Origin of the sequence: Nocardia cyriacigeorgica (assembly GCF_010868145.1) — a bacterium.
Classification (GTDB): Bacteria; Actinomycetota; Actinomycetes; order Mycobacteriales; family Mycobacteriaceae; genus Nocardia; species Nocardia cyriacigeorgica_D.
Window position 1 is genome coordinate 53024 of record NZ_JAAGUY010000023.1, and the last position, 25538, is coordinate 78561.

General features: G+C 65.2%; 27 protein-coding genes, 1 tRNA gene and 1 pseudogene. 18 read left to right on the top strand and 11 right to left on the bottom strand.

Annotated elements, in window-relative coordinates:
- Positions 1-4: 4 nt before the first annotated feature.
- Positions 5-1198, bottom strand: a complete 1194-nt coding sequence (locus GV792_RS22510) for an acyl-CoA dehydrogenase family protein (RefSeq protein ID WP_163826307.1) — start codon at positions 1196-1198, stop codon at positions 5-7.
- A gap of 178 nt (positions 1199-1376) precedes the next feature.
- On the opposite strand from GV792_RS22510, the gene GV792_RS22515 reads away from it, so the two are divergent.
- The 12 genes from GV792_RS22515 (at position 1377) to GV792_RS22570 (ending at position 13033) form a co-directional block, all read left to right on the top strand.
- Positions 1377-1565, top strand: coding sequence for a ferredoxin (locus tag GV792_RS22515; RefSeq protein WP_163826308.1), 189 nt, complete (start codon positions 1377-1379; stop codon positions 1563-1565).
- Between the two features lie 120 nt (positions 1566-1685).
- The gene (locus GV792_RS22520; RefSeq protein WP_163826273.1) at positions 1686-2591 is read left to right on the top strand and encodes a 3-oxoacyl-ACP reductase; all 906 of its coding nucleotides are present in this window, start codon (positions 1686-1688) and stop codon (positions 2589-2591) included.
- 292 nt (positions 2592-2883) lie between these two features.
- Positions 2884-3648 carry an MlaE family ABC transporter permease gene (locus GV792_RS22525; protein ID WP_163826274.1) on the top strand — a complete coding sequence of 255 codons (765 nt, stop codon included), beginning with the start codon at positions 2884-2886 and terminating at the stop codon, positions 3646-3648.
- Between the two features lie 4 nt (positions 3649-3652).
- Positions 3653-4504 carry an MlaE family ABC transporter permease gene (locus GV792_RS22530; protein WP_163826275.1) on the top strand — a complete coding sequence of 284 codons (852 nt, stop codon included), beginning with the start codon at positions 3653-3655 and terminating at the stop codon, positions 4502-4504.
- Between the two features lie 130 nt (positions 4505-4634).
- On the top strand, positions 4635-5762 hold the full coding sequence (locus tag GV792_RS22535) for an MCE family protein (RefSeq protein ID WP_256668090.1): 1128 nt from the start codon (positions 4635-4637) through the stop codon (positions 5760-5762).
- Positions 5759-6787, top strand: a complete 1029-nt coding sequence (locus GV792_RS22540) for an MCE family protein (RefSeq protein ID WP_163826277.1) — start codon at positions 5759-5761, stop codon at positions 6785-6787. The genes GV792_RS22535 and GV792_RS22540 overlap by 4 nt, the downstream gene beginning before the upstream one ends.
- Positions 6784-7845 (top strand): MCE family protein, encoded by a 1062-nt coding sequence (locus GV792_RS22545; protein ID WP_163826278.1) that lies wholly within the window; start codon positions 6784-6786, stop codon positions 7843-7845. The genes GV792_RS22540 and GV792_RS22545 overlap by 4 nt, the downstream gene beginning before the upstream one ends.
- Positions 7842-9083 (top strand): MCE family protein, encoded by a 1242-nt coding sequence (locus tag GV792_RS22550; RefSeq protein ID WP_163826279.1) that lies wholly within the window; start codon positions 7842-7844, stop codon positions 9081-9083. Before GV792_RS22545 ends, GV792_RS22550 begins: the two co-directional genes overlap by 4 nt.
- Positions 9083-10297, top strand: coding sequence for an MCE family protein (locus GV792_RS22555; RefSeq protein ID WP_163826309.1), 1215 nt, complete (start codon positions 9083-9085; stop codon positions 10295-10297). Before GV792_RS22550 ends, GV792_RS22555 begins: the two co-directional genes overlap by 1 nt.
- Positions 10294-11739, top strand: coding sequence for an MCE family protein (locus tag GV792_RS22560; protein WP_163826280.1), 1446 nt, complete (start codon positions 10294-10296; stop codon positions 11737-11739). The genes GV792_RS22555 and GV792_RS22560 overlap by 4 nt, the downstream gene beginning before the upstream one ends.
- Positions 11736-12545 (top strand): hypothetical protein, encoded by an 810-nt coding sequence (locus tag GV792_RS22565; RefSeq protein ID WP_163826281.1) that lies wholly within the window; start codon positions 11736-11738, stop codon positions 12543-12545. Before GV792_RS22560 ends, GV792_RS22565 begins: the two co-directional genes overlap by 4 nt.
- The gene (locus GV792_RS22570) at positions 12542-13033 is read left to right on the top strand and encodes a h domain protein (protein WP_163826282.1); all 492 of its coding nucleotides are present in this window, start codon (positions 12542-12544) and stop codon (positions 13031-13033) included. The genes GV792_RS22565 and GV792_RS22570 overlap by 4 nt, the downstream gene beginning before the upstream one ends.
- A 41-nt stretch (positions 13034-13074) precedes the next feature.
- On the opposite strand, the gene GV792_RS22575 is transcribed toward GV792_RS22570, so the two are convergent.
- The 5 genes from GV792_RS22575 to GV792_RS22595 form a co-directional block, all read right to left on the bottom strand.
- Entirely contained in the window at positions 13075-13329 is a 255-nt protein-coding gene (locus GV792_RS22575) for a Txe/YoeB family addiction module toxin (protein WP_163826283.1), read from the bottom strand.
- Positions 13326-13577: a type II toxin-antitoxin system Phd/YefM family antitoxin gene (locus GV792_RS22580; protein WP_163826284.1), complete on the bottom strand. Its 252-nt coding sequence runs from the start codon at positions 13575-13577 to the stop codon at positions 13326-13328. Before GV792_RS22580 ends, GV792_RS22575 begins: the two co-directional genes overlap by 4 nt.
- 235 nt (positions 13578-13812) lie before the next feature.
- Positions 13813-13887, bottom strand: a tRNA-Thr gene (locus tag GV792_RS22585).
- A gap of 109 nt (positions 13888-13996) precedes the next feature.
- Entirely contained in the window at positions 13997-14239 is a 243-nt protein-coding gene (locus GV792_RS22590; RefSeq protein ID WP_011207082.1) for an MbtH family protein, read from the bottom strand.
- 227 nt (positions 14240-14466) lie between these two features.
- Complete coding sequence (locus GV792_RS22595) at positions 14467-15300, bottom strand: alpha/beta fold hydrolase (RefSeq protein ID WP_163826310.1); 834 nt, start codon at positions 15298-15300, stop codon at positions 14467-14469.
- Between the two features lie 160 nt (positions 15301-15460).
- Here GV792_RS22595 and GV792_RS29130 point away from each other — a divergent pair, with 160 nt between their 5' ends.
- The 4 genes from GV792_RS29130 to GV792_RS22610 all read left to right on the top strand — a co-directional run bounded on the left by GV792_RS29130 (position 15461) and on the right by GV792_RS22610 (position 19649).
- On the top strand, positions 15461-15631 hold the full coding sequence (locus GV792_RS29130; protein WP_014348853.1) for a hypothetical protein: 171 nt from the start codon (positions 15461-15463) through the stop codon (positions 15629-15631).
- Positions 15632-15908: 277 nt separating this feature from the next.
- Positions 15909-17423, top strand: a complete 1515-nt coding sequence (locus GV792_RS22600; RefSeq protein ID WP_175583087.1) for an alpha,alpha-trehalose-phosphate synthase (UDP-forming) — start codon at positions 15909-15911, stop codon at positions 17421-17423.
- Positions 17424-17493: 70 nt separating this feature from the next.
- Positions 17494-18219, top strand: a complete 726-nt coding sequence (locus tag GV792_RS22605; RefSeq protein ID WP_163826285.1) for a response regulator transcription factor — start codon at positions 17494-17496, stop codon at positions 18217-18219.
- On the top strand, positions 18216-19649 hold the full coding sequence (locus GV792_RS22610) for a sensor histidine kinase (RefSeq protein ID WP_175583083.1): 1434 nt from the start codon (positions 18216-18218) through the stop codon (positions 19647-19649). Before GV792_RS22605 ends, GV792_RS22610 begins: the two co-directional genes overlap by 4 nt.
- A gap of 15 nt (positions 19650-19664) precedes the next feature.
- Here the strand turns inward: GV792_RS22610 and GV792_RS22615 are convergent, their stop codons facing one another.
- From GV792_RS22615 to GV792_RS22630, 4 genes are all read right to left on the bottom strand, one after another.
- Entirely contained in the window at positions 19665-20189 is a 525-nt protein-coding gene (locus tag GV792_RS22615) for a DUF4822 domain-containing protein (RefSeq protein ID WP_218581210.1), read from the bottom strand.
- A 174-nt stretch (positions 20190-20363) separates the two neighbouring features.
- Complete coding sequence (locus tag GV792_RS22620) at positions 20364-21446, bottom strand: class I SAM-dependent methyltransferase (protein WP_163826286.1); 1083 nt, start codon at positions 21444-21446, stop codon at positions 20364-20366.
- Between the two features lie 183 nt (positions 21447-21629).
- Complete coding sequence (locus GV792_RS22625) at positions 21630-22055, bottom strand: HIT family protein (protein ID WP_163826287.1); 426 nt, start codon at positions 22053-22055, stop codon at positions 21630-21632.
- Between the two features lie 55 nt (positions 22056-22110).
- Complete coding sequence (locus GV792_RS22630) at positions 22111-22488, bottom strand: PH domain-containing protein (protein ID WP_163826314.1); 378 nt, start codon at positions 22486-22488, stop codon at positions 22111-22113.
- 213 nt (positions 22489-22701) lie between these two features.
- On the opposite strand from GV792_RS22630, the gene purD reads away from it, so the two are divergent.
- The gene (purD, locus tag GV792_RS22635) at positions 22702-23973 is read left to right on the top strand and encodes a phosphoribosylamine--glycine ligase (RefSeq protein WP_163826288.1); all 1272 of its coding nucleotides are present in this window, start codon (positions 22702-22704) and stop codon (positions 23971-23973) included.
- A gap of 7 nt (positions 23974-23980) precedes the next feature.
- Here the strand turns inward: purD and GV792_RS22640 are convergent, their stop codons facing one another.
- Positions 23981-25219 (bottom strand): M23 family metallopeptidase, encoded by a 1239-nt coding sequence (locus tag GV792_RS22640; RefSeq protein WP_375154331.1) that lies wholly within the window; start codon positions 25217-25219, stop codon positions 23981-23983.
- A 54-nt stretch (positions 25220-25273) separates the two neighbouring features.
- On the opposite strand from GV792_RS22640, the pseudogene GV792_RS29830 reads away from it, so the two are divergent.
- A pseudogene (locus GV792_RS29830) lies at positions 25274-25538 on the top strand (aspartate aminotransferase); the annotation flags it as partial.

A 25538-nucleotide genomic window follows, 5' to 3' on the forward strand; every position in this document is an offset into this window, starting at 1 on the left:
GGTGTCAGCGGGCGGCGGCGGGTTGCTTCAGCGCGGTCATCGCGATGATGTCGCGCTGGACCTCGTTGGTGCCGCCACCGAAGGTGAGGATCAGCGCGGCCCGGTGCATCCGCTCGAGCCGGCCGCGCAGCACCGATCCGGGGGAGTCCTGGCGCAGATAGGCCTGCGGTCCGAGGACCTCCATCAGCAGGCGGTAGGCCTCGGTGGCCAGTTCGGTGCCGTACACCTTGCACGCCGAGGCGTCCCACGGTCGGGGCGCGGCGTCGCCGCCCGCATCGGCACGGCTGGCGATCTCCCAGTTCAGCAGCTTCAGATACTCGACCTTGGCATGGACGCGGGCCAGGTTCAGTCGCACCCATTCACGATCGATCACCCGTGATCCGTCCGAGGAGGTGGTCTCCCTGGCCCATTCGACGGTCTGGCTCAGCGCGAGGGCCAGCGGCGCGGACGAGGTGAGTGCGACGCGCTCGTGGTTGAGCTGGTTGGTGACCAGCGGCCAGCCGCCGTTCTCTTTACCGACCAGCGAGGTCGCTGGTACGCGTACGTCCTGGTAGTAGGTGGCGCTGGTATCCGGACCGGCCATGGTGTGCACCGGGGTGTAGGAGAAGCCTTCGGCGTCGGTCGGCACGATCAGCATGCTGATGCCTTTGTGCTTCTTCGCCGTCGGATCGGTGCGGCAGGCCAGCCAGATGTAATCGGCATAGGCGATGAGGCTGGTCCACATCTTCTGGCCGTTGATGACGTAGTCGTCGCCGTCGCGGACCGCGGTGGTGCGCAGGGAGGCCAGGTCGGTGCCTGCGCCCGGTTCGGAGTAGCCAATGGCGAAGTGCAGCTCACCCGCGGCGATCTTGGGTAGGAAGAACTTCTTCTGCTCGTCGCTGCCGTAGTGCATGATCGTCGGCGCGACGGAGTTGATGGTCAGGAACGGCACCGGCGCACCCGCGATGGCGGCCTCGTCGGTGAAGATCAGCTGATCGAGCATCGGGCGGTCCTGGCCGCCGAACTCCTTTGGCCAGCCGAGGGCCAGCCATCCGTCGCGACCCATCTCCTGCACGACCTCGCGGTACACGTTGCCCTGCCCGTATTCGCCGGTCTGCGCGCTGAGCGCGACTCGACGTTCGGGGGTGATCAGCTTGGCGAAGTAGTCGCGCAGCTCCGCTCGTAGCTCTTGCTGCTGCGGCGTGTAGGCGATACGCATGGGCGTTACCTCGGCCTTCATTCATCGAATATGGACACGCGGATATGAAACCGGCGTTCCGATCATTGCATATCGACTGAAACATGTTCCAGTATTGATAGTGGATCCACTCGATGTCGGCCCGCGTGGCCGCATCGGCTTGTTACTCTTCGGCGAGAGCCGCGGTGAAGGAGTTCTGATGAAGGTCAGTGTTGATCTCGACCAGTGTGAAGCGAACGGAATCTGTGTCGGAATCGCCCCCGACGTGTTCGAACTCGACGATGAAGACGTGCTGCACATCGCCGAGGGTGAAGTGCCCGCCGATCGCGTCGCCGAGGTGGAGGATGCGGTCGCGCAATGCCCGAAAGCGGCGTTGAAATTGTTGTGACCGACTCTTGCCGTGAACTGGAACACGTTCTAAAGTCGGCCCCGTGAGTGAGCGAAGCGAGCGAACCGACAACACAGCGTCTCCGGGAACGGCCGGGCCGAGCGCCAGCGAGGCCCGGTCGTGAGTGATAACGATGTGAGCCTTGCCGGACGTGTTGCGATCGTGACCGGGGCGGGTGCCGGCCTCGGTCGCGCCGAGGCGCTGGCCCTCGCCGGTGCCGGCGCCTCGGTCGTCGTCAACGACTTGTCCGAGTCGGAAGCCGTGGCCAAGACCATGGCCGACATTCGCGCGCTCGGTGCAAAGGCGGAGTTCGTCGCGGGCAGCATCGCCGAACGGGCGACCGCCGACGAGCTGATCCGGGCCGCCACCGAGGCGTTCGGCGGGCTGGACATCGTGGTCAACAATGCGGGCATCACCCGCGACCGCATGCTGTTCAATATGTCCGACGAGGACTGGGACGCGGTGATCGCCGTCCATCTGCGCGGGCATTTCCTGCTGTGCCGCAATGCGGGCGCGTATTGGCGGGCCAAATCCAAGGAGGCCGGCGGGCCGGTGTACGGCCGCATCGTCAACACCTCCTCCGAGGCGGGTTTGCTCGGACCGGAGGGGCAGGCGAACTACGGCGCGGCCAAGGCGGGTATTACCGCGTTGACGCTGTCATCCGCGCGTGGTCTGTCTCGCTACGGCGTGCGGGCGAACGCGATCTGTCCGCGTGCTCGCACGGCGATGACGGAATCGGTGTTCAGTGAGGCACCTGAAGGGGTGGTCGATCCACTCTCGCCCGACCATGTCGCGCGGCTGGTGGCCTACTTGTCCTCGCCCGCGTCCGAAACGGTCAACGGTCAGGTGTTCGTGGTGTATGGGCCGATGGTCGCGCTGATGGCGGCGCCGGTGGTCGAGCAGCGCTTCGACGCGCCGGGGGAGCAGTGGTCGACCGGCGATCTGGCCGCCACGCTGGGCGGGTACTTCGCCGAGCGGCCCGAAGGTCGTACGTTCTCTGCAACATCTCTGCACGAACTGGGCTGACCGCCTGATCGCTATCCGGTCAGTTCGTATGCCTTCTGAACGAGCGTCCAAGAGTTGATCAGTCGTCCAGTAGTTGGTAGACATGAGGATCGTATGTGCCAAGGCTCACAACCGTGATGCTCAACACGTATGAAACAGGTTTCAATCCGAGTCCTCGGATTTGGATGAAATAGCACTTCAAATGGGGCCAAAAACCCTCGCGGAATCTAGTGAACATGTTCTACTTGTCCGGGGCGGAGTCGCAGCAACGCGCCCGCCAGCTGGATAGGTAGTCAGGCAAGGAGGATCGGCGATGAACGAAGTCCTTGCCGTGCCACTAAGGGCTGTCGGCGGGTTCTTCGAGCTCACCGCGGACGTGGTGCGCGCGAGTGTGCGCCGGCCGTTTCAGCTGCGTGAATTCATCGATCAGTCGTGGTTCGTCGCCCGCGTATCCATCGTTCCGACGGTGCTGGTCGCTATCCCGTTCACAGTGCTGGTGAGCTTTACGCTCAACATTCTGCTGCGCGAGATCGGCGCCGCCGACCTTTCCGGCGCAGGTGCCGCATTCGGCTCGGTCACGCAGGTCGGACCCATGGTCACCGTGCTCATCGTGGCCGGAGCCGGCGCTACCGCTATCTGCGCGGACCTCGGCGCTCGCACGATCCGCGAGGAGATAGACGCGATGCGGGTCCTCGGAATCGACCCCATCCAGCGACTGGTCGTGCCGCGGGTACTCGCGTCGATGTTCGTCGCGGCCCTGCTGAACGGCCTGGTCAGCACGATCGGAATTCTCGGCGGCTTCTTTTTCTCGGTGTTCCTGCAAGACGTCAATCCGGGTGCATTCGTCAACGGCATCACGTTGCTGACGCACTTCCCGGAATTGGTCATATCCGAGGTGAAGGCGACCCTGTTCGGTCTGGCCGCCGGCCTGGTCGCATGCTATTTGGGGCTGAATGTCAAGGGAGGGCCCAAGAGTGTCGGAGACGCCGTCAATCAGACTGTTGTCTTCTCGTTCATCGTGCTGTTCGTGTTGAACGTCGTCGTGACCGCCGTTGGCCTCAAGTTCGCGATGCGGTGAGAATATGGCATTCGTAATCGCATCCCGATTCCCGCGGATGACCAATCGCGCCCGCCGGGCAGTGGCAGCGTTCGATTCCATTGGCAACCATGCGGTGTTCTACCTGCGGTCGGTGGCGTCAGTACCTCGCGCACTGATTCACTACCGCACCGAAACCATCCGGCTCATCGCCGAAATATCCATGGGGACCGGAGCTCTGGCGGTCATCGGCGGCACCGTCGCGATCGTCGGGTTCCTGACCTTCGGTGCGGGTAGCGTCATCGCCATCCAGGGCTACAGTTCGCTGGGCAATATCGGTGTCGAAGCTCTTACCGGCTTCTTTGCTGCATTTATCAACGTCCGAATCGCGGCCCCGGTGATTTCGGGTATCGGGCTGGCGGCGACGCTTGGGGCCGGTACGACAGCCCAGCTCGGCGCCATGCGGGTATCGGAGGAAATCGACGCATTGGAGGTCATGGCGATCCGTCCGGTGCCATTCCTCGTCGGCACCCGCATCCTCGCGGGCATGCTCGCCATCGTTCCGTTGTATTCACTCGCGGTCGTCGCTTCGTTCTTGGCGAGTCGCTTTTCGACAGTGGTCGTCTACGGACAGTCGGCGGGCGTGTACGACCACTACTTCGAAACGTTCCTGATTCCCAGTGACATCCTCTGGTCGTTCGCGCAGGCGATCTTCATGGCCGTAGCGGTCATGGCGATACACACCTACTACGGGTTCCACGCCGCCGGCGGACCGGTCGGCGTCGGCGTCGCAGTCGGTAATGCGGTACGGGCCTCGCTGGTCGCGGTGGTCATGGTGACGTTGTTGACGTCGCTGGCGATATACGGCACCTCCGGCAACTTCCATCTCTCCGGGTAGGGCAGCGAAAATGGCGGGTACGCACGATCGAGATGCCGCCGGAGCCCCCATGGGCGCCGGCCCGGTTTCGAAAGAACGACGGAAAGACACTTTGGAGAAGCCGTGGGTTATCCGGCTCGCCGGTATCGGTATGGTGCTGGGCCTGGTGTCAGTGGTTGCCGTCTGTCTGGTGATGTTCATGGGCGGTTTCGAGAACACCGTCAAGGTCTCCGTCGACACCGCTCGCTCGGGGCTGGTACTCGATCCCGATGCCAAGGTCCGAATGCGCGGTATCCAGATCGGCACGGTAGCCGGAATCGAGAACACCCCCAACGGTGCACGGCTGGAGTTGGCGATCGATCCGGACCAGCTGGAGTTGGTGCCGTCGGATGCTGTCGTTGATATTCGGTCCACCACGGTGTTCGGCGCGAAGTATGTCAACTTCGTCGCACCGCCGAATGCTTCGACGGAGCCGATGCAGCCGGGTGCGGTTGTGCAGGCGACCTCGGTGACCGTCGAATTCAACACGCTGTTCCAGCATCTCAATGAGGTTCTGGGCAAAATCGATCCGACAAAGCTCAATGCCACATTGACCGCGATCGGCTCGGCCCTCGACGGCCGCGGGGACAAGCTGGGACAGCTGCTCGTCGACAGCGAGGCATACCTGCGGGATATCAACCCGATCCTGCCTGCACTTCAAGAAGACCTGCAGAAGACGGCCGTTGTCAGCGGGCTGTACGCCGACACCGTCCCGAACCTGTTGCGTACCACCGATAACGCCGTGGTCACCAGCGCGACGATCGTGGACAGCGAACAGAACATCGACGCGTTGCTGGCCAACCTCATCGGACTCGCGAACACCGCGACCCCACTCTTGAACGACACCGAGGGCCCGATCGTCGAAGCGCTCAGGCTCCTGGAACCCACCACGGCTGTGCTCAATGAGTACCGTTCGGGGCTGTACTGCACCATCGTCGGCCTCGGCTCGAACATGCATATCGTCAATGACATCTTCGGCGGCCGCTATCCGGCCGTCACGATGAACGCGGGTGTCATGCCCGGCGGCGAACCGTACAAATACCCGGAGGACCTGCCGAAGGTGAACGCGACCGGGGGCCCGCACTGTGAAGGAATCTTGGATCGCGTACCCGGTGTCAACGCCAACTACCTCGTGACCGACACCTCCCAGGGCCACGTGTGGCAGCCACCGACCCAGCCACATGTGAACGCCACTGTCTTCGAGTTGCTGTTCGCCGGAATGCCGGGGGTGCGTAAATGAGATTCAAACCACGTGCTGTCACGGTCAAGCTCGGGTTGTTCGCCCTGGTGATGGTGCTGATCCTCGGCATGCTCGGGGTGGTCTTCAGCCAGATGCGATTCGCCAGGGAGAACGGGTACCACGCGGTGTTCACCAGTTCCTCCGGCATTCTTCCGGGGGCACAGGTTCGCATCGCGGGCGTTCCGGTCGGCTCAGTGAGCCAGGTATCGGTCGGCGACGACAATCTGGCGCACATCGAATTCGACGTCGATCGCAAATACCGGCTGTACAAGAGCACCGAGGCCACCGTCCGGTACGAAAACCTCGTCGGCGACCGTTATCTCGAACTGCTCGAAGGTCCCGGTAGTGCGGAGGTGCTCGCCGCCGGCGGCACCATCCCCGTGGAACAGACCAAGCCCGCACTGGATCTCGATCTATTGCTCGGTGGTTTCAAACCCCTTCTGCGTGGTTTGAATCCGGCGCAGGTCAACGACCTCACCGGGGCGTTGCTGAAGATCTTCCAGGGTCAGGGCGGCACATTGGTGTCGCTGCTGAACAGTTCGGGTTCGTTCACCAAGACGCTTGCCGATCGTGATGCCCTGATCGGTAGCGTGATCGAGAACTTGAAGACCGTCCTGTCCACCATCGACGAGCGCGACGAGCAATTCGCTACCACCCTCGACGAACTGCAGCGTCTGATCAGTGGACTGGCCGCGGACAAGGATCCGATCGGTGACGCCATTCCGAGGCTGGCAGGAGCCACCGGCGATCTCACCGAACTGCTGCAAACGGCGCGGCCCGATTTGAAGAACACTATTACCGAGCTGGGCCGGACCGCGCAGAACCTGAACGACAACTCTGGTGAGCTGCAGTGGATTTTCGAGAACCTGCCCGAGACCTACAAGAAGCTGGTCCGCATCGGCGCATATGGTTCATTCCTGAACATCTACGTATGTGCCGCGGACATCATGGTCGACGGGCCTGACGGCAAACCGATGCTCCTCAAGCCGCCAGGAGCCCAGACGACCGGAAGGTGCGCCAAGTGAACGGGCGACGCTCACCGCTGATCAATTACGGCATCGTTGGGATCGTGCTGGCGGTCGCCATCGCGCTGTCCACACTGCAGTTCGATCGGTTGCCCTTCGTCCGTTCGGGGGCGACGTACACGGCCTATTTCGCTGATGCCGGTGGTCTGGTGACCGGTGATCATGTCCAGGTCGCGGGTGTGCGCTCCGGCCAGGTCGAGGAGATCAGCCTCGACGGCGACAAGGTGCTCGTCCGTTTCTCGATGAGCGAGTCGATTCCGTTGGGCGAGATGACCACCGCCGCCATCGAAACCAACACCCTGCTTGGCAGGAAGGCGCTCGCGGTGACGCCGACCGGCGACGGAAGGCTACGCGCGAGCAGTCCGATTCCCCTGGAGCGAACTCGCTCGCCGTATTCACTCAACGACGCGCTCGGTGACCTCGCAACCACCGTCCAGGGTTTGGACATGGAGCAGGTCAACGCGACGCTGGACACGCTGTCGACGGCATTCGCCGACACACCGGCACCGCTGCGGGCGGCGCTCGACGGCATCACCGCGCTGTCGCGCAGCATCAATACCCGAGATCAGGCACTGGTCGATCTGCTCGGGAAGGCGCAGAACGTGACCAAGGTGCTCTCGGACCGAGCCACCCAGATCAGCGCGCTGGTAGTGGATGGCAACGCACTGCTCGGCGAACTGGATGCCCGCCGCGGCGCGCTCAGCCAGCTCATCGTCTACATCGACGGGCTCGCCAAGCAATTGACCGGCGTCGTCAACGACAATGAGGCCCAGCTCAAACCCACGCTGGACCAGCTGAATTCCGTACTGACGCTGCTGCAGGACAATCGGCAGAACCTGTCCGATGCTCTCGACGCGCTGGGTCCGTATGCGGGTGCCCTCGGCGAGCAGGTCGGCAGCGGCCCGTACTTCCAGGCATACATCTCGAACTTCACCAGCAAGGGACTGCAATTGCTGATCGATGCGATGGTGTGGCCGCAGCATCTGCCCGAGAGCCTCAAGTCCTTCCTCGATCCGCTGCCGTCTATCGAGCCGGCGATTACGGAGCCGCCGCGATGAATGCGCTTCGCAAAGTCACTCAATTGCCTCGTTGGACGCGAATGGTCGCGCTGGCCGCGGTACTCGCGATCGTGCTCGGTATCGGCTGGTACGTGTTCGACAATTTCGGAAAGACCCAGATCACGGCGCAGTTCCCGTCGACCAGCGGCTTGTACGCCGGTGACGATGTGCGGGTGCTCGGCGTCAAGGTCGGACGGATCGACTCGGTGGAACCGGGTAAGGATCACGTCACCGTGAAGATGACAGTCGATCGTGGGGTCGATCTGCCCGCCGACGCGGCAGCGGTGATCATTTCGCCGTCTCTGGTGACCGCGCGCTTCGTTCAGTTGGCGCCCGCGTACACCGGCGGGCCGAAGCTGTCCGATGGCGACTCCATTCCGATCGAGCGGACCGCAGTTCCGGTCGAGTGGGATGACATCAAGACAGAGTTGTCCAACCTGGCGACAGCGCTCGGCCCCGTCGGTGAGGACGAGCAAGGGTCGTTCGGGCGATTTGTGGATACCGCCGCCGAAAACCTCGACGGCAACGGTGAGGCTTTCCGCGCCACTCTGCACGAGCTGTCAGGCGCGATCAGCACGCTGTCCGACGGTCGGACCGATCTGTTCTCGACCATCCGCAATCTGCAGATGTTCGTGGACGTGCTGTCCAAGAGCAACGATCAGATCGTGCAGTTCGGCGGCCGGTTGGCCTCGGTGTCATCGGTGCTGGCCGGGGTTTCGGAGGAGTTGGGCGCCGGCCTCGACAGTCTGGATGTCGCGGTCCAGGACGTCCAGCGGTTCATCGAATCACGCGGTGGTGCGCTCACCGAGAGTGTGCAGCGGTTGAGCGATGTCACCCAGTTGCTTGTGGACAAGCGCCCCGAGCTGGAATCACTGCTGCACCAGGGGCCGACCGCGCTGGTGAACTTCTATCAGCTGTACAAGCCCGCCCAAGGCTCGCTGACCGGCTTCCCGGTGTTGACCAATATGGCTGATCCGATCAGCTTCATCTGCGGCTCCATCCGAGGGGCGGCGACCAACGATTCGGATAAGAGCGCGGATCTGTGCGCGCAGATGCTCGGACCGACATTGCAGAAGCTGGCAATGAACTATCCGCCGTTGATGCTCAACCCGGCGACCGGTGCCGGTGCGTATCCCGAGCAGTTGGTGTACAGCACACCGGAACTCGCGGCCCGTGCGGGAGCTCAGGTGAGTGTTCCGAAGTCGCTGGCCGACATGGTTGTCCCAGGGGGCAGATGATGTTGTCGACAGGACGTAAGCGTATCGGCGGCGTGATGGTCGCTGTCTGCGTCGCGATCGGGGTGAGCGGCTGCGAATGGAGCGGCTTGAACTCACTGCCGATGCCCGGCGCGGTCGGTACCGGAGCGGATTCGTGGCAGGTCGATATTCAGATGCCGAATGTGACCACCCTGACTCGCAATTCGCCGGTCCGTGTCAACGATGTGATCGTGGGAACGGTCACCGATATCCAGGTGGAGGACTGGCACGCGCTGGTCACGGTGAGCCTGGAAAAGGATGTGCAACTGCCGGCCAACGCGACTGCCAAGATCGGGCAGACCAGTCTGCTCGGGAGTAACCACATCGAGTTGGCCGCGCCGACCGATGTGCAAGGGCAGGGCAGGCTGCGCGATGGTGACACCATTCCGCTCGAGCGGGCGGGTGCCTTCCCGACCACAGAGGAGACTCTGTCCGCGCTGTCGGTGGTGCTCAACGGTGGTGGTCTCAGCCAGATCGAGAACATCACCACCGAGCTCAATAAGGCACTCGTTGGTCGCACCGATGAGATCCGCGATCTGCTGCCGCAACTGAATCAGCTCATCGGCACACTCGACACCCAGACCGGCGACATCATCGCGGCAATGAGCGAATTGGACCGGCTCTCCGGAATTCTCGCCGGGCAGAAGGACATGCTCGCTTCGGCGATCGAAGATATTCATCCGGCGCTGACCGTGCTCGCCGACCGACGAGAGAGCATCACCGGCACACTCACCGCGCTCGGTGGCCTCAGCGACGTGGTGAGCCGCATCGTGCAAAACGGCGGCGACGATCTGAAGGCCAACCTGGCCAACCTCTGGCCGACGCTGCAGGAACTGGCGAACACCGGACAGAATCTCAGCGCGTCGCTGAGCATGCTGCTCACCTTCCCGTTCCCGATGCACGCCCTCGACGGTGCGGTCCGAGGCGACTACCTCAATGTGAAGGTCGTTTACGACCTGACTTCCGAGCGGTTGACCAAGAACTTCCTCACGGGAACGCCGGTCGGGCCGCGCTACACCGGCGTTGAGGGCGCGCTCGGCCAAGTGGGCGGGACCGCGGGACCGCCGGTCGATCCGAGAACCGCGCCGCTGCAGCCGAGGCCGCAAGGGCCGCCGCCCAGTATCCCGGGGTTGCCACCGATTCCAGGGCTTCCCGCGATTCCCGGTATCACCGTGCCGGAGGGGAGTGGACGATGAAACTCACGCGGTTCGTCAAGGTCCAGCTCGCCATCTTCTCCGTGCTGACGATTATCGGCCTCGGAGTGATGGGCGGGGCATATGTGAAGTTGCCTGCCATGGTCGGCATAGGCCGTTATGACGTGACGGTCGAGCTGGCCGCGACGGGCGGGTTGTACGAGACTGCCAACGTCGCCTATCGCGGTACCAATGTCGGCAAGGTGACGGCGGTCCGGCTCACCCCTGAAGGGGTGGCAGCCGACCTGTCGATCGACAGTGACTACAAGATCCCGGCCGACGTAGAAGCGTGGGTACGCAGCGTTTCCGCGGTCGGGGAGCAGTATGTGGACCTCGTTCCCGGCGAGGAAACCGACGGCGCCGAGCTTTATGACGGATCCGTCATTCCGGTCGAGAGCACGAAACTGCCGCAAGATGTCGGCGCCATGCTCGACCAGGCCGACCGGCTGTTGGAGAGTGTGGCCGATACCGAGTTGCGACTGGTCATCGACGAAGCGTTCAAGGCTTTCGATGGCGCGGGGCCGGACCTGCAGCGGTTCATCGACTCGGCCGCCCTGCTGGTCCAAGAGGCGAAGGACAACGCGGAGCCCACCAAGGATCTGATCGCGAAGATCGGGCCATTGCTGGATACCCAAATCGAATCCGATGAGGCTATCCGTTCGTGGACACGGGATTTGGCCACCCTGACCGATCAGCTGCGCGAACATGATCCATCGCTGCGCAGCGTCATCGACAAGACTCCCGCCGCTGCCTCTCGTGCCTCCGATCTCTTGCGCGATGTCACCCCGACGTTGCCATTGCTCACCCGGAATCTCGTGAGCGTCGGCCAGGTCGGCTACACCTACAACGCAGGTCTCGAACAGCTGTTGGTGGTTTTCCCGCCGTTGATCTCGGGTCTGTTGACGGCAGCGACGGGTGGCCCGCTCGAGTACGGCGTTATGGTGGATTTCATGGTCGGACTCAACGGCCCGATCGGGTGTACCACCGGCTTCCTGCCGCCTGACCAGCGTCGGTCGGCTGCCGAACTCGATGCACCGGATACCCCGCCGAACTTGTACTGCAAGGGCCCGCAGAACGCGCCCTATGCAGTGCGTGGCATTCGCAACATGCCCTGTGTGGAGGTTCCGGGCAAACGAGCCCCGTCGCCCGAGCTGTGCCGCGACCCCCAGGGTTACGTGCCTCTCGGCGACAACCCGCCGTTCGGCCCGCCGAACCCGGTCACCCCGTCGGGCGAGCCCGCCGCCGGTGGCGGCGACGGTGTCGCACCGGCCAGCGCCCCTGGCGGAACCCGCCCGGCCTCGGTGGAGACCCGGACGTACGATCCGAAGACGGGTACGTTCGTCGGTTCGGATGGTCGTACGTATCGGTCAGCACATATCGGCTCGGACGGTTCCGGAGTCGTCCCGGCGAGCTTGACAGCGATGTTCCAGGAGCAGATGCGATGAGTGACACCAACGGAGTGCGCAGCCGCGCCCGACGGCGCGCGGTGCGCTCGGAAGGGCCGCCACCGGACGAGGTCGGCGTTGACGTTCGGGTCGACCACACCACGGTGTCGCCCGCGCAGCAGCCTGCGGAAGAGAAGGCGCCGACCACGGAGCCCGCTGAATCGCCGCGCGATCCGGCGGTTGACGAGAGCGCCGTCGATCCGGCTGACGCTGGGGAGGTCGTCGCCGAATCGGCGGAGACCAGCACCGAGACGGCTGCGGATGCGGACACCGAAACTGGTGCGCAGACGCCGGTGAAAGCATCCGACTCGGCGGAGGCGGGTGCCCGCTGGCAGCGAGTTGTGGCCGTGGCCGCTGTTGTGCTGGCCGTCGCCATGCTGGCAGGTAGCGCGTACATCATGAATCTGCGCGGCGATATCGCTGATCAGCAGACACGGCGCGCCGACTATGTCCAGACGGCGAAGCAAGCCCTGCTGAACATTACGAGTATCAGCGCCGAGACCGCCGAGGCCGATATCAACAGGGTGTTGGAGGTGTCCGCGGGTGATCTCGCCACCGAGTACGAGCAGCGGAAAGCCGACTATGCCGGGATTGTGAAGAAGGCAGAGGTCCGGGCCAAGGGCAAGGTGATCGACGCTGCTATCGAGAGCTCTGACGATCATTCCGCCATCGTGCTCGTTGCCGTCGAGCAGACGCTGACCAACGGCGGCGCGGACGGCCAGCAGCAGCGTCAGTACCGCTTCCGTGTGACGGTCTCCGATACCGACAAGGGGCTGGCAGCGACACGAATGGAGATGGTCGTATGACAGCGAAGTTGCGCGATCGGTTGTTTCTGGTCGGGGCAGGTGTCCTGCTCGTCGCGAGTCTGGCCATCGGTTCCTGGATGGGCTACGGATATTGGCAGGACAGCCAGGCCGAACAGGCCCGCGAAGATTCGGTAGCCGTCGCTCGCCGCGCAGTCGAAGGGATGTTCGGCTACAACTTCAAAACGATCGATACCGACATGGCCAAGGTCAGCGAGGACATGTCCGATGACTTCAAACAAGACTGGAACAAGGTGACCGAGACCGTCCTCGTGCCCGGCGCGAAGGAGCAGGAACTCGTCGTCAAGGCCACCATTGTCGGCTCCGGCGTGATCAAGACCGAGGCGGACGAGGCCGAGGTCATGATCTTCATCAACCAGCAGACGACCGGCAAGGACCCCGCCGCGGGAACGTACGACGCCAGCCGACTGCGTGTGAAACTGGAGCGCCCGGACGATCGCTGGTTGGTTTCCGACGTCGATCCGATCTGATCTGCTCGACGCTCAACGAGATCTCGAGCCGCTGGCGGCCCTCAGTATTGGAAGCGTGCCTGTTGCACGATCACGGTGTCGTCAACGACCACGTACACGAGCCGGTGTTCATGGTTGATGCGCCGCGACCAGGCATTGTCGGCGAGGTACTTGAGCCGTTCAGGTTTGCCGGTCCCGGCAAACGGATCGCGGGTGATGTCCCGGATCAGTTCGTTGATCCGTTTCACCACCCGGCGGTCGGTCATCGTCCAATGCGTGTAGTCGTCCCAGCCTTCCTCTGTGAACGCGACCTTCACTCGACGAGGGTCTGTTCGGTGTACTCGCCGCGTCGGGTTGCTTCCAGGCTGCGCAGCAGCCGCGCAGCGTTGGCCGGGCTGGAGAGCAGGTAGGCGGTCTCCACCATGGCGTCGTAGTCCGCCTTCGACAGCAGCACGGCGTTGCCCTTTTTGGACACGATCTCGATGGCAGTGTGGTCAGCGTTGACCTGCTCGATCAACGGGAATAGGGCCTTGCGTGCGTCAGTGGCAGTGAGTGCGCTGGTCATGGAACCTATGGTACCAGAGTGGTACGTAATACGGTACCACTCACTATTGGTGGTGTGACCGTGCAGTCGGAGCCTCAGCCGGCTCAGATCTTCACATTGGCCCAACGGGCGAAAATCGCCAAGGCATCGGTGCTGGGCGGGTGTGGCCGAGGACGCGGACGGTTTCGTGGACCTTGGCAAGGGCACGAGCCCTGACAGACAGAACGAGCGCGACGTTATGTCGCGCCCGTTGGCGTGGAGCCCCCTGTCAGGATTGAACTGACGACCTTCGCTTTACAAGAGCGGTGCTCTACCACTGAGCTAAGGAGGCGGAAAGCGGAGTCATCATAACCGGGAGTGCGCACCGCGTGACACCGGGTTTACGGTGCCATGCGGTACGCAGTCCAGTCGAGGATGTCCCGGCGCAGTATCGGCCGTGGTCAGGACTGGGCGCCCTGACGGGCCGCATCGTCGGCGGCCATGGCGTCGCGCAGGCTCTTGGGACGCATATCGGTCCAGTTCTTCTCGACGTACTCGACGCAAGCGGCGCGGCTGTCTTCGCCGAACACCACTCGCCATCCGGCCGGGACCTCCGCGAAGGCCGGCCACAGGGAGTGCTGTTCCTCGTCGTTGACCAGAACGAAGAAGCGGCCGTCTTCGTCGTCGAAGGGATTGGTGCTCATTTCACCTCACTGGATACTGGCGCTGTGTACGGGATCGCTGCTGGGTCGACCGCCGCCGGGTTACGCGAACCGCGGGCGTCGGAAACCCCGAGCGTTGTGTCGACCCTAGCAAGGGATACGTTACGGCCGGGCGGTAACCTCGACGGTCCGTTCAGGCGGTGTCCAATCAGCCTGACCCGGGTGCCCTGCGTGGTTACGCTCCGCTTCCGCCTCCGGGCCTGACCGGGTCAGGCGGCGAAGAAATCCAGCAGGATCTTGTTCACCGCTTCCGGCCGCTCCAGGTAACCGTAGTGCCCGGCGTCGGGAATCTCCTGGTAGCGGGCGCCGGGGATCGCGTCGGCGACCTCGCGTGACAGGTACGGCGGGATCATCCGGTCATCGGCGAAGCCGACCGCAAGGCAGGGCACCGTGATGGCGCGGTAGGCCTGCACCCGATCGAAATCGTGATCCATTCGCCGCTGGGCGCGGATACCGGGGGTGACCGGGCCGCCGGTGAACTCGAACAGATCCAGCCAGTCCCGTGCGGCATTGGGGTCGGCCATGGTGGCAGGCGACAGGTTCATCACCGCGGTCACCGCTGCCTCGTATTTGGGCGGCAGGGAGACGGCGCTCGCGTCGAGGTCGTGTTCGCCCAGCGACAGCGTCTTCTGGAACTGGTCGAGGCGCCCGTGCCCGGCGAGGAACACGGCCTTGCGCACCAGTTCGGGGCGGGCCAGCGCCAGCTCCTGGGCCACGCGCGCGCCCATCGAGGTGCCGACGACGAGGGCCGGGCCCTCGTCGAGCAGTTCGATCAGGCCCGCCGTGTCGGCGACCAATTGGTCGATGGTCATGCCGTCGACGGCCTCGTAGGTCGGCGCGATACCGCGGTTGTCGAAGGTGCACACCCGGTAGCCCGCGGCGACGAGAGCAGGCACCTGGTGCAGCTCCCAGACTCGTCCGGGACTGCCCGTGCCCATGATCATGACGACAAGCGGACCGGCGCCCTTCGTGTCCGTGCCCTTGGCTCGGTCGCCCTTGACCTGGTAGTTGAGTGAAATTCCGTTCACCGTGGCCAGTGGCATCCGCATACCCTTTCGTAAGGTTGGTACTGCGCTGCCCACGGTATCGGTACCGCGAGCACCGGTACACCGGGTGGGTTCCGGCACCGGGCAGGTCCGGGCCGCGCGCCAGATACCATTGACTATTCGCACGTACGAGCGCAATTTGCCGGGAGGACTGAAGATGGCCGCGAAGAGCAGCGCGAACGGAATCGCCGACGAGGATCTGGAGCCACTAGCCGACGAAACCGCTCGTCAGGCCCAGCGCGTCGTCGCCGCCTACGCGGCGGACGCCGACGAATGCCGGATGCTGCTGTCGATGCTCGGCATCGGCCCCGGCGCCAGGGGCGAATAAGAGCCCTATCCGGATCGACGGCCGCCAACGGCGACGTCCGGCGATCCACCCACAACTGAACCGGGAACAGCGAAGCGCAGCGCGGCGTGAGCGACGGCCCGAAGGCGGCAGCCGACGAATACCGGGCAGCCGCGAACGCCGGCCCTCAGACAAGGATGCGTGAGTGGACCAGATGACCGACCAGCCGTCCGACGACAACGACTCCGACTACGCCGAATCGTATCCGTCCGGGTCGCTCGTTTCCGCGCCAAACGACTCCGGCCCGCTAGACACCGAGGTGGCCGAACCCGAACCGGTCGAGGCGCTGCCGATCGGCGCCGCAGGCGGCAACTCCGGGTTCGTCGTGGTCGCCAACCGGCTCCCGGTCGACCTGGAGAAACTCCCCGACGGCAGCACGCGCTGGAAGCGCAGCCCCGGTGGACTGGTCACCGCGCTGGAGCCGGTTCTGCGTAGCAACAAGGGCGCGTGGGTCGGTTGGGCCGGTGTCCCCGATGTCGATGTCGATCCGATCATCGAGGACGGTCTCGAACTGCATCCGGTGCCGTTGACGGCGCAGGAGGTCGAGGACTACTACGAGGGCTTTTCCAACGGCACCCTGTGGCCGCTCTACCACGATGTCATCGTGCGCCCGGTCTACGACCGCAAATGGTGGGCGGCCTACGTCCAGGTGAACCGCCGCTTCGCCGAGGCTACCGCGAAGGTCGCCGCCGAGGGCGCGACGGTGTGGGTGCAGGATTATCAGCTTCAACTGGTGCCGAAGATGCTTCGCATGCTGCGCCCCGATCTGACCATCGGATTCTTCCTGCACATCCCGTTCCCGCCGGTGGAACTGTTCATGCAGATGCCGTGGCGCACCGAGATCATCGAGGGTTTGCTCGGCGCCGATCTGATCGGTTTCCATCTGCCGGGCGGTGCGCAGAACTTCTTGTACCTGGCCCGCAGGCTGGCCGGTCAACCCACCTCGCGCGGCACCGTCGGTGTGCGGTCGAAGCTGGGCGTGGTGCAGGTGGGGTTCCGCAATGTGCGGGTCGGTGCCTTCCCGATCTCCATCGCCTCCGCCGAACTCGACGAACATTCGCGTCGCCGTTCGGTGCGCGAACGTGCCGCCAAGATCCGCGCCGAACTCGGCAACCCGAAGAACATCCTGCTCGGCGTCGACCGGCTCGACTACACCAAGGGCATCGATATCCGGCTCAATGCGCTGGAAGAACTGCTGCTCGAGGGCCGGATCGATCCGGCGGACACGGTCATGGTGCAGCTGGCCACGCCCAGCCGCGAGCGGGTGCAGAGCTACATCAAGATGCGTGGCGATATCGAACGTCAGGTCGGCCGGATCAACGGCGAGTTCGCCAGGGTCGGCTACCCGGTCGTGCACTATCTGCACCGCCCCATCCCGCGCGAGGAACTGATCGCGTTCTTCGTGGCCGCCGACGCCATGCTGGTGACGCCACTGCGCGACGGGATGAACCTGGTGGCCAAGGAGTACGTGGCCTGCCACAGCGGTCTGAACGGTTCGCTGGTGCTGAGCGAATTCACCGGCGCGGCAGCGGAATTGCGGCAGTCCTACCTGTGTAATCCGCACGACCTGGATTCGGTGAAGGACGCAATCGCTTCGGCGCTGACCGACGACCGCGATACCAAGCGGCGGCGGATGCGATCGCTGCGCAGGCAGGTCCTCACCCACGATGTGGATCGCTGGGCGCGGGCATTCCTCGATGCCCTCGCCCACGACCAGGTCGCCGGTAGTGCCCTGCTCTCCGACGAGGACATGTACTCCGAACCTCACCGCTGACCCGCGCGTTCACAGCAACCACACAGCGAGTCCGCAGCCGAAACCCAGCGGCTGGGGCGACGATGGAACGATGACCGGTACGCCGCAACAGGCACCCGAGGCGCGGGTGCTGGTGGTCGACGACGAGCCGATGATCGTCGAGCTGCTCGCTGTCAGCCTGCGCTTCCAGGGCTTCGAGGTCGCCACCGCCGCCGACGGCGCACAGGCACTTGACCTGGCACGCACCTTCCGGCCGCAGGCGCTCATCGTCGACGTGATGATGCCGGGCATGGACGGGTTCGGCCTGCTGCGCCGCCTGCGCGCCGACGGCATCGACGCCCCGGTGCTGTTCCTCACCGCCCGCGACGACGTGCACGACAAAGTGACCGGCCTGACTCTCGGCGCCGACGACTACGTCACCAAACCGTTCAGCCTCGAAGAGGTGGTGGCACGGCTGCGGGTTGTCCTGCGCCGTGCGGGCCAGACGACGCCATCGCCCGAACGCACCCGACTGCGATTCGCCGATATCGAACTCGACGATGACACCCACGAGGTGTGGAAGGCCGGTGAGCCGGTGTCGTTGTCACCCACCGAATTCACGCTGCTGCGGTATTTCCTGGTGAACGCGGGCACGGTACTCAGCAAGCCGCGGATCCTGGATCATGTGTGGCGCTACGACTTCGGTGGCGAGGTCGGTGTGGTGGAAACCTACGTCTCGTATCTGCGCAAGAAGGTCGACACCGGTGAGCAGCGGCTCATTCACACGTTGCGCGGCGTGGGTTATGTTCTGCGCGAACCCGATAGCGGTCGACGGTGAAACATCGGATTGCGGCCAGGGCGGCGGCAGTTCCCCTGCGAGTGACCCTCGTGCTCGCGCTGGTGGTGCTCGCTGCGGCGGGCCTGCTCGCCTCCGGAGTCGCCGTGACCTCCTCTTTGCGCACGGTCCTGGTCGACCGCCTGGACCGGCAGCTCTACGAGGCCACCCACACCTGGGCCAACCCCAGCAGACCCGCACTGCCGCGGCCACCGGACCCTGCCGATATCGAGCAGCCGCCGAGGCTCTTCTACGCACGCCTGTCGGATTCGTCCGGACGGGTAGTACACATCAACGACAACAACGCCGGCGCACCCGACGTGCCCGCCGACCCCGGCTCCCAGCCGTTCACCACCGGTTCCGTCGACGGCGGATCGTCGAACTGGCGGGTGCTCTACACCGAGCGGCCACAAGGCACCAGCTTGGTCGCATTGCGGATGGACGAGACCGAGGCCATCATCGAACGGCTCATCGTGCTGGAGCTGGTGATCGGGGCACTGGTGCTGGCGGCGCTGGCGGTGGCCGCGTACTTCGTCATCCGGCGCAGTCTGCGGCGACTGGTCGAAGTCGAGGAGATAGCCGCCGAAATCGCGGCGGGCGACCTGCATCGGCGAGTCCCGGTGCACGGCACCAACACCGAGGTCGACAGCCTGGCCGCCTCGCTCAACGCGATGCTCACTCAGATCCAGACCGGCTTCGCCGCGACCGAGGCCTCCGAGGAAGCCGCCCGGCGTTCGGAAGCCAACATGCGCCGCTTCGTGGCCGATGCCAGCCATGAACTGCGTACCCCGCTCACCACCATCCGTGGTTTCGCCGAGCTCTACCGGCAGGGCGCCGCCACCGACGCCGGCCTGTTCATGGAACGCATCGAAAGCGAAGCCAACCGGATGAGCGTGCTCGTCGGCGACCTGCTCATGTTGGCCCGTCTCGACGCCCAGCGCCCGCTCGAACGGGAGCCGGTCGATCTGCTCGCTCTGTCCAGCGACGCCGTGCACAGCGCGCGAGCCGTGGCCGCCGGCCGCGATCCGGAGTCTCCGGCGCGTCGCATCACTCTCGCGGCGCAGCCGGGAACCGGTACCTACGAGGTCCCCGGCGACGATGCCAGGCTGCGCCAGGTGCTGGCCAACTTGCTGAACAACGCACTCGTGCACACCCCGCCCGACGCCGCGATCACCGTCGCCCTCACCCCGATGGACGACGAGGTCCTGCTCGAGGTCACCGACACCGGTCAAGGCCTGCCGCCCGAAGAAGCCGCCCGGATCTTCGAACGCTTCTACCGCACCGACACCTCACGCAGCCGCGACAGCGGCGGGACCGGGCTGGGGCTATCGATTGTGCAGGCGCTCGTCGGCGCGCACGGGGGGAGTGTGGACGTGCGCAGCGATGTCGGGGCAGGGACTACGTTCACAGTCCGGTTGCCGCGCGGGACCTGACCGTCCGATCCCGCCTTACGAGCTCGGTTCCGGGTGATCCGTCGGTGTATGGATGATGTCGAAATAGACCGACTTGTCCTCGGCATCGGGATACACCCGGTAGGTGAATTCCGTATCGATCAACGTGACGATGTCGACGTCGCGGCGGAATTGTTCTTCTCCCGCATCATTTCTGACGACGAGGGTCCGGGTCTTTCCGTCCGGTGAGACCGACCAATCGCCCTGCATCTTCGGTGAATCGTCGAGGTTGTACATGGTGAAGGTGCCGTCCGGCTTGAAATAGGCGAAGCCGACGTAATTGCTGACGTTGGGGTCGGTCAGGGGCAGGTATGCGCCCGTGGCGTTCGCTGCGGAAGTGGTCTCCCACGGCGTGGAGGCCAGTACGGCAGATGGTGTACCCGGCGTCACCACCATTGTGGTCGTGGTGGCTGCGACCGATGTCGTCGTCGCAACCGAGCTGTCGTAGGAGCTGTCGTCGCCGCAGGCGCCGATCAGACCGACCGCCGCGATGGCCAGAAGAACAGGCGCAACCTTTTTCATCGGTACCTTCTCACGTGTCAGCGGAGCTTTCACACGAACCTGGCAGGAGCCACGGTAATCGACCGATCGGCGTCTATGGCCCCTACCAGGGCGTGTTGTGTATTCGGACCTGCGCCCGGCGCATGCCGGTGATACCGGCTTGCGACACCCCGCGGACTCGATGATCTGGTCCGTTCACCTCTTCGTGGCCACGTAGTAGCTGTTGAGCGGGTCCGCGTCCTCATGGTGGATCTCGACGTCGGTGAAGCCGGCGTCGGCCAACATCGACAGGGCCTTCTGCTCGCCCCAGACCGTGCCGAGGCCGTCGCCGTCGAGGCCGAGTGAGACGGTCATGCAGTGCATGGTCGAGACGGTGTACAGGAAGGGACCGAAGGGCAGGTCCGAATTGTCCTCGAGGTGGCTCGACGCCTGGATGTCGACCATGAGGAAGACGCCGTCATCCCGAAGCGCCGCTGCGATATTCTCCAGCACGGTGGCCGGATGGGCCTGGTCGTGGATGGCGTCGAAGACGGTGATCGCGTCGTAGGCGTCGGTGGCGCCGAGGTCGGTCACATCGCGCACCACGAAGGTCGCATTGGTCAAGCCCAACTGCGTGGCCTCGGCTCGTGCCGCGTCGATCGCTTCGACCGAGAAGTCGTATCCGGTGAAACGGCTGGCCGGAAAGGCCTTCGCCAGCAGGTTGATCGCGTGGCCGCGACCGCAGCCGATATCGGCGACATCGATACCGTCACGCAGCCGCTCGGCCAGACCCGGCACCATCGGCAGGATGCTGTCGATCAGGGCGGCGTCGAGCGTGCCCGCACTGAACTCGGCCATGAACTGGTGGAACCGCGGATAGTTGTCGTAGGAAAGGCCGCCGCCGATCCGGAAGCATTCGGCGATAGCGGGTTCGACCTCGCCCAGCATCGAGATGACCTGCATGAAACGCGCGAGATTGTTCGGCCCCGCCGCGCGGGTCAGCACCGCGGCATGTGCGGCAGGCAGCCGGTAAGTCTGTGCGGCCGCGTCGAATTCGACGATCCTGGACACGGTCATCGCGCCGAGCCATTCCCGCACATACCGCTCGTTCAGTCCGGTGGTGGTGGCGAGCTCCGCACATGTCACCGGGTTCGGCAGCGTGGCCATGACGTCGAACAGTCCGGTCTGATGTCCGATGCTGGTCATCATCGCGGTACACGCGTCGTTGAGTACGCCAACCATCGTGGCGGCGAATTCTTCGACGGCGGCCTCGGTCGGTGCCGGATGGACAGTGGTCATGATGCGCTCCTCTTCGACTCGCCGCAGAATCCGCGGCCGGAATGCCGTCGCCATCGAGTGCGGCAGCGTGAGGAATTACGGGGAGCGCGTGCGCATCGGTTCATCGCCGAGCGGAGTCGGTTCGCGCATCGGGTAGGGGAGCAGCGGTGTGGGGAGCGAACTGGAGCTCCCCACACGGAATGCTCAGTCCGGGACGTTGGCGCTGTGGCCGAGGTCGCGCAGGGCCTGCTTGATCTTGGCCTGGGCCTCGTCGAGGGATTCGGGGGAGGGGTTGGGGTCGGCGCCGGAGATGTCGAAGTTGCCCATCGTGAAGGCGGGGAAAACGTGCACGTGCAGGTGCGGCACCTCGAGGCCCGCGATCAGCAGTCCGGCGCGTGGCGCGTCCCAGGCGGCGCGCACGGCCTTGCCGATGGTCTGGGCGACACCGGTGAGCCGGGCGAAGGTCTCGGGGTCGAGGTCCTGCCACTGGTCGATTTCCTTACGCGGAACCACAAGGGTGTGGCCCTGGGTGACCGGCGCGATGGTGAGGAAACCGACGAATTCGTCGTCCTCCCATACGAATCGACCGGGGAGCTGACCAGCGATGATCGCACTGAAAACAGAAGCCATGATCGCAGGTTACGCGCACGGGTGGCGGCCGCGGGTCCGCGGCGAGCACCACCACCTACACGGCGACGAAATGCGACAGCATCCCCTGCACCTCGTAGATGTCCACCTGCCGGTTGAACTTCTTCTGCAACGGCGTGGAGCTGCCTGCGATCCAGATGGCGAGCTCGGCATCGAGGTCGAAGGTGCCCGCGGTCTCCACCGAGAAATGGGTGATCGAGCGGTACGGGATGCTGTGGTAGCTGACCTTGCGGCCCGACATGCCCTGCTTGTCGACAAGGATCAGCCTGCGGTTGGTGAACAAGATGGCATCGCGGATGAGTAGGTAGGCGGCATAGATCTGCTCGCCGTTGCCGAGGAGTTTGGCGTATTCCTGCTGGGCCTGGCCGGGATCGATCCGCCCGGCGTTGCCCATGATTCCGTCCATCAGCCCCATGGCCCGCACATCCTCCGTGTGCTCGGGTGAGGGAGCGACCCCCACTTCGGTTGTCTCCAACCATCATCCATGGCATCGCCGCGCCCAGTCGGCGCAACGGACGCGACCTGCGCCGTCCAGGGTGAACGGGCGTTCGCGCGCGAGGGCACCGGGTGCCGCGAGCCGCCAACCTGACACGCGGAGCGGGACCGATACACCTATAAGCTGTCTGCCGTGCGCGTACTCGTCATCGGTTCCGGAGCCCGTGAACATGCCCTCGTCCTCGCCCTGCGTCGCGATCCCGCGGTGCAGGCCGTGGTGGCCGCACCGGGTAATGCGGGCATCGCCCAGCACGCGCAGATCCGTCCGGTCGACCCAAGCTCCGCCGAGGCCGTGGTCGCGCTGGCCACCGAGCTGGCCGCCGATCTGGTCGTGATCGGCCCCGAGGTGCCGCTGGTGCTCGGTGTCGCCGACGCGGTGCGGGCCGCGGGCATCGCCTGCTTCGGCCCGTCCGCCGCTGCCGCTCGGATCGAAGGATCGAAGGCGTTCGCCAAGGATGTGATGGCCGCCGCGGGTGTGCGGACCGCGCACAGCGAGGTCGTCGACACTCCGGCCGAGCTGGATGCCGCACTGGACCGCTTCGGGCCCACCTGGGTGGTCAAGGACGACGGTCTGGCTGCCGGCAAGGGCGTTGTGGTGACGGCCGACCGGTCCGCCGCCCGCGATCACGGCGCCGAACTGCTGGAACAGGGTCATCCGGTCTTGCTCGAGTCCTTCCTGGACGGCCCGGAGGTCTCCCTGTTCTGCCTGGTCGACGGCGAGACCGTGGTGCCGCTGCTGCCCGCGCAGGACCACAAGCGCGTCGGCGATGGCGATACCGGCCCCAACACCGGCGGCATGGGCGCCTACACCCCGCTGCCCTGGCTGCCCGAGGAGACCGCACGCGCGATCGTCACCGATGTGGTGGAGCCGGTCGCCGCGGAGCTGGTGCGCCGCGGCAGCGGCTTCTCCGGGCTGCTCTACGCCGGGCTGGCGATCGGCGCCGAAGGACCGGCCGTGGTCGAGTTCAACTGCCGTTTCGGTGACCCGGAAACCCAGGCGGTGCTGGCCCTGCTCGACAGCCCGCTGGGCGAACTGCTCTACGCGACCGCCACCGGCACCCTGTCGCAGGTGCAGCCGCCGCGCTGGAAAGACGGCTCTGCGATCACCGTGGTGGTTGCCGCCGAGAACTATCCCGGCCGTCCCCGACTCGGCGATGTCATCACCGGTGCGGGTGACGGCTCGGCCGACGACGCGGCCACGGTGTTGCACGCCGGTACCGCGCAGCGTGAGGACGGTGCACTGGTCTCCGCCGGTGGTCGCGTGCTCAGCGTCGTCGGCACCGGTAGCGACCTGGCCGCCGCCCGCACCGCCGCGTACGAGCGGATCGCCGGCATCAAGCTGCCGGGCAGCCACTACCGGACCGATATCGGCCTGGCCGCCGTCGAGGATCGCATCAGCGTGTAGTCGGGGTTCAGCTGTAGGTGAGACCGTGCAGTGCCAGCCAGCGCTGTGGGTCGACGTGCTGCCCACCGACGATGACCTCGAAGTGCAGGTGGGGGCCAGTGGAGTCGCCGCGGTTACCCATACGGGCGATCTGCATGCCTGCGGGGACGCGTTCGCCGACGGAGACGAAGAAGTCGTACATGTGGCCGTAGACGGAGATGCTGCCGTCGTCGTGGCGGATGCGGACCCACAGACCGAAACCCTGCGCCGGGCCCGCGTCGATGACGATGCCGTTGGCGACCGCGTAGATCGGGGTGCCGATCGGTCCCGCCACGTCGATGCCGTTGTGGAAAGTGCCCCAGCGCGACCCGAACCCGGAGGTGAACGCGCCGATCGCGGGCAGGACGAAGCCGCCGGCGCCAGGCGCGATACCACCGGGCAATACGGTGCCCGGCGGTAGCGTGACGGCGGGTGGTGGCGCACTGCCCATCCACGGCTGCCGTTCACCCGCCGCTGCTGCCGCCGCCTCGTTCCTCGCCCGCTCGAGTGTTGCTCTGGCCGCAGCCGCGACCACCGCCTGCTCACGCAGACGTTCGCCGTGGTCGACGGCGTCCAGATAGCGCCGCACCGAGGGCGTGGTCGTCTGCATCTGCCAGGGGTAGGCCACCGCGATCCGCTGCACCTGTCCCGGTGCGGGCCCGCGGTCGGTGACCATGCCGAGGAAGGTGGAGTCCGCCGCGGCGAACAGCGCGACGACGGTGACCCCGCCGATCAGCACCCGGTGTTTGCGCAGGGTGGCGCGCACCTCGTCGCCCGTCGGGCGCTTCGCCAGCAGCTCCCGCATGTCGTCGCGGGACGGCCGCTGCCGCGTCAGCTGCCGGATCTGCTCGACACGGGGCCCGATGAGGGCTCGCAGCCCCGGCCGCTTTCCCGCATCTCGCGTCCGCCAGTCCGGTGCGAGCACGACCCCGCCCACCATGGGCACGTCTTTCAAACGCTCGGCCGCGCGGGTGTCGGGTGTCAGGCCGGAGTGCGGTTCTGTGGGCTCGATGACGGTGGTCGCGACGGCCCGCCGGTTTCGGCGCGGCCAGGGAAACCGGAATGCGCGGCCGCGGGCGGCGGGCGCAGGGTCGGCGTCGACAGCGCCCTGCGCGGACTCCGTGTGGCGCTCCTCGTCGAGCCCGGTGCCGTCGGCCGGGCGGCCGTCGGTGGCGGGCTCTTCGACGGAATCCTGGTCGAGTGTCGACCTAGGGGTCTTCTCGAGCATTAGGAGCGACCATATCGCCCGAAGGCGGTGAGCGTGTGCTCTACCGTCTGTCGGGTGTTCACAGAATCTCGGCGGTCGACCATCCCACCTTTTTACGTGATGGATGTCTGGAAAGCCGCAGCGGAACGAGCCAGGACGCACGGCGATGTGCTGGTGCTGGCGGCCGGGCAGCCGTCCACGCCCGCGCCGGCGCCGGTATTGCGTGCGACCAAGGTTGCGATCGACGCCGAATTGCTCGGCTACACCGAGACTTTCGGAATCCTGCCGTTGCGTGCGGCGATCGCCGCACACCACAGCGACACCTACGGCTATCCCGTCG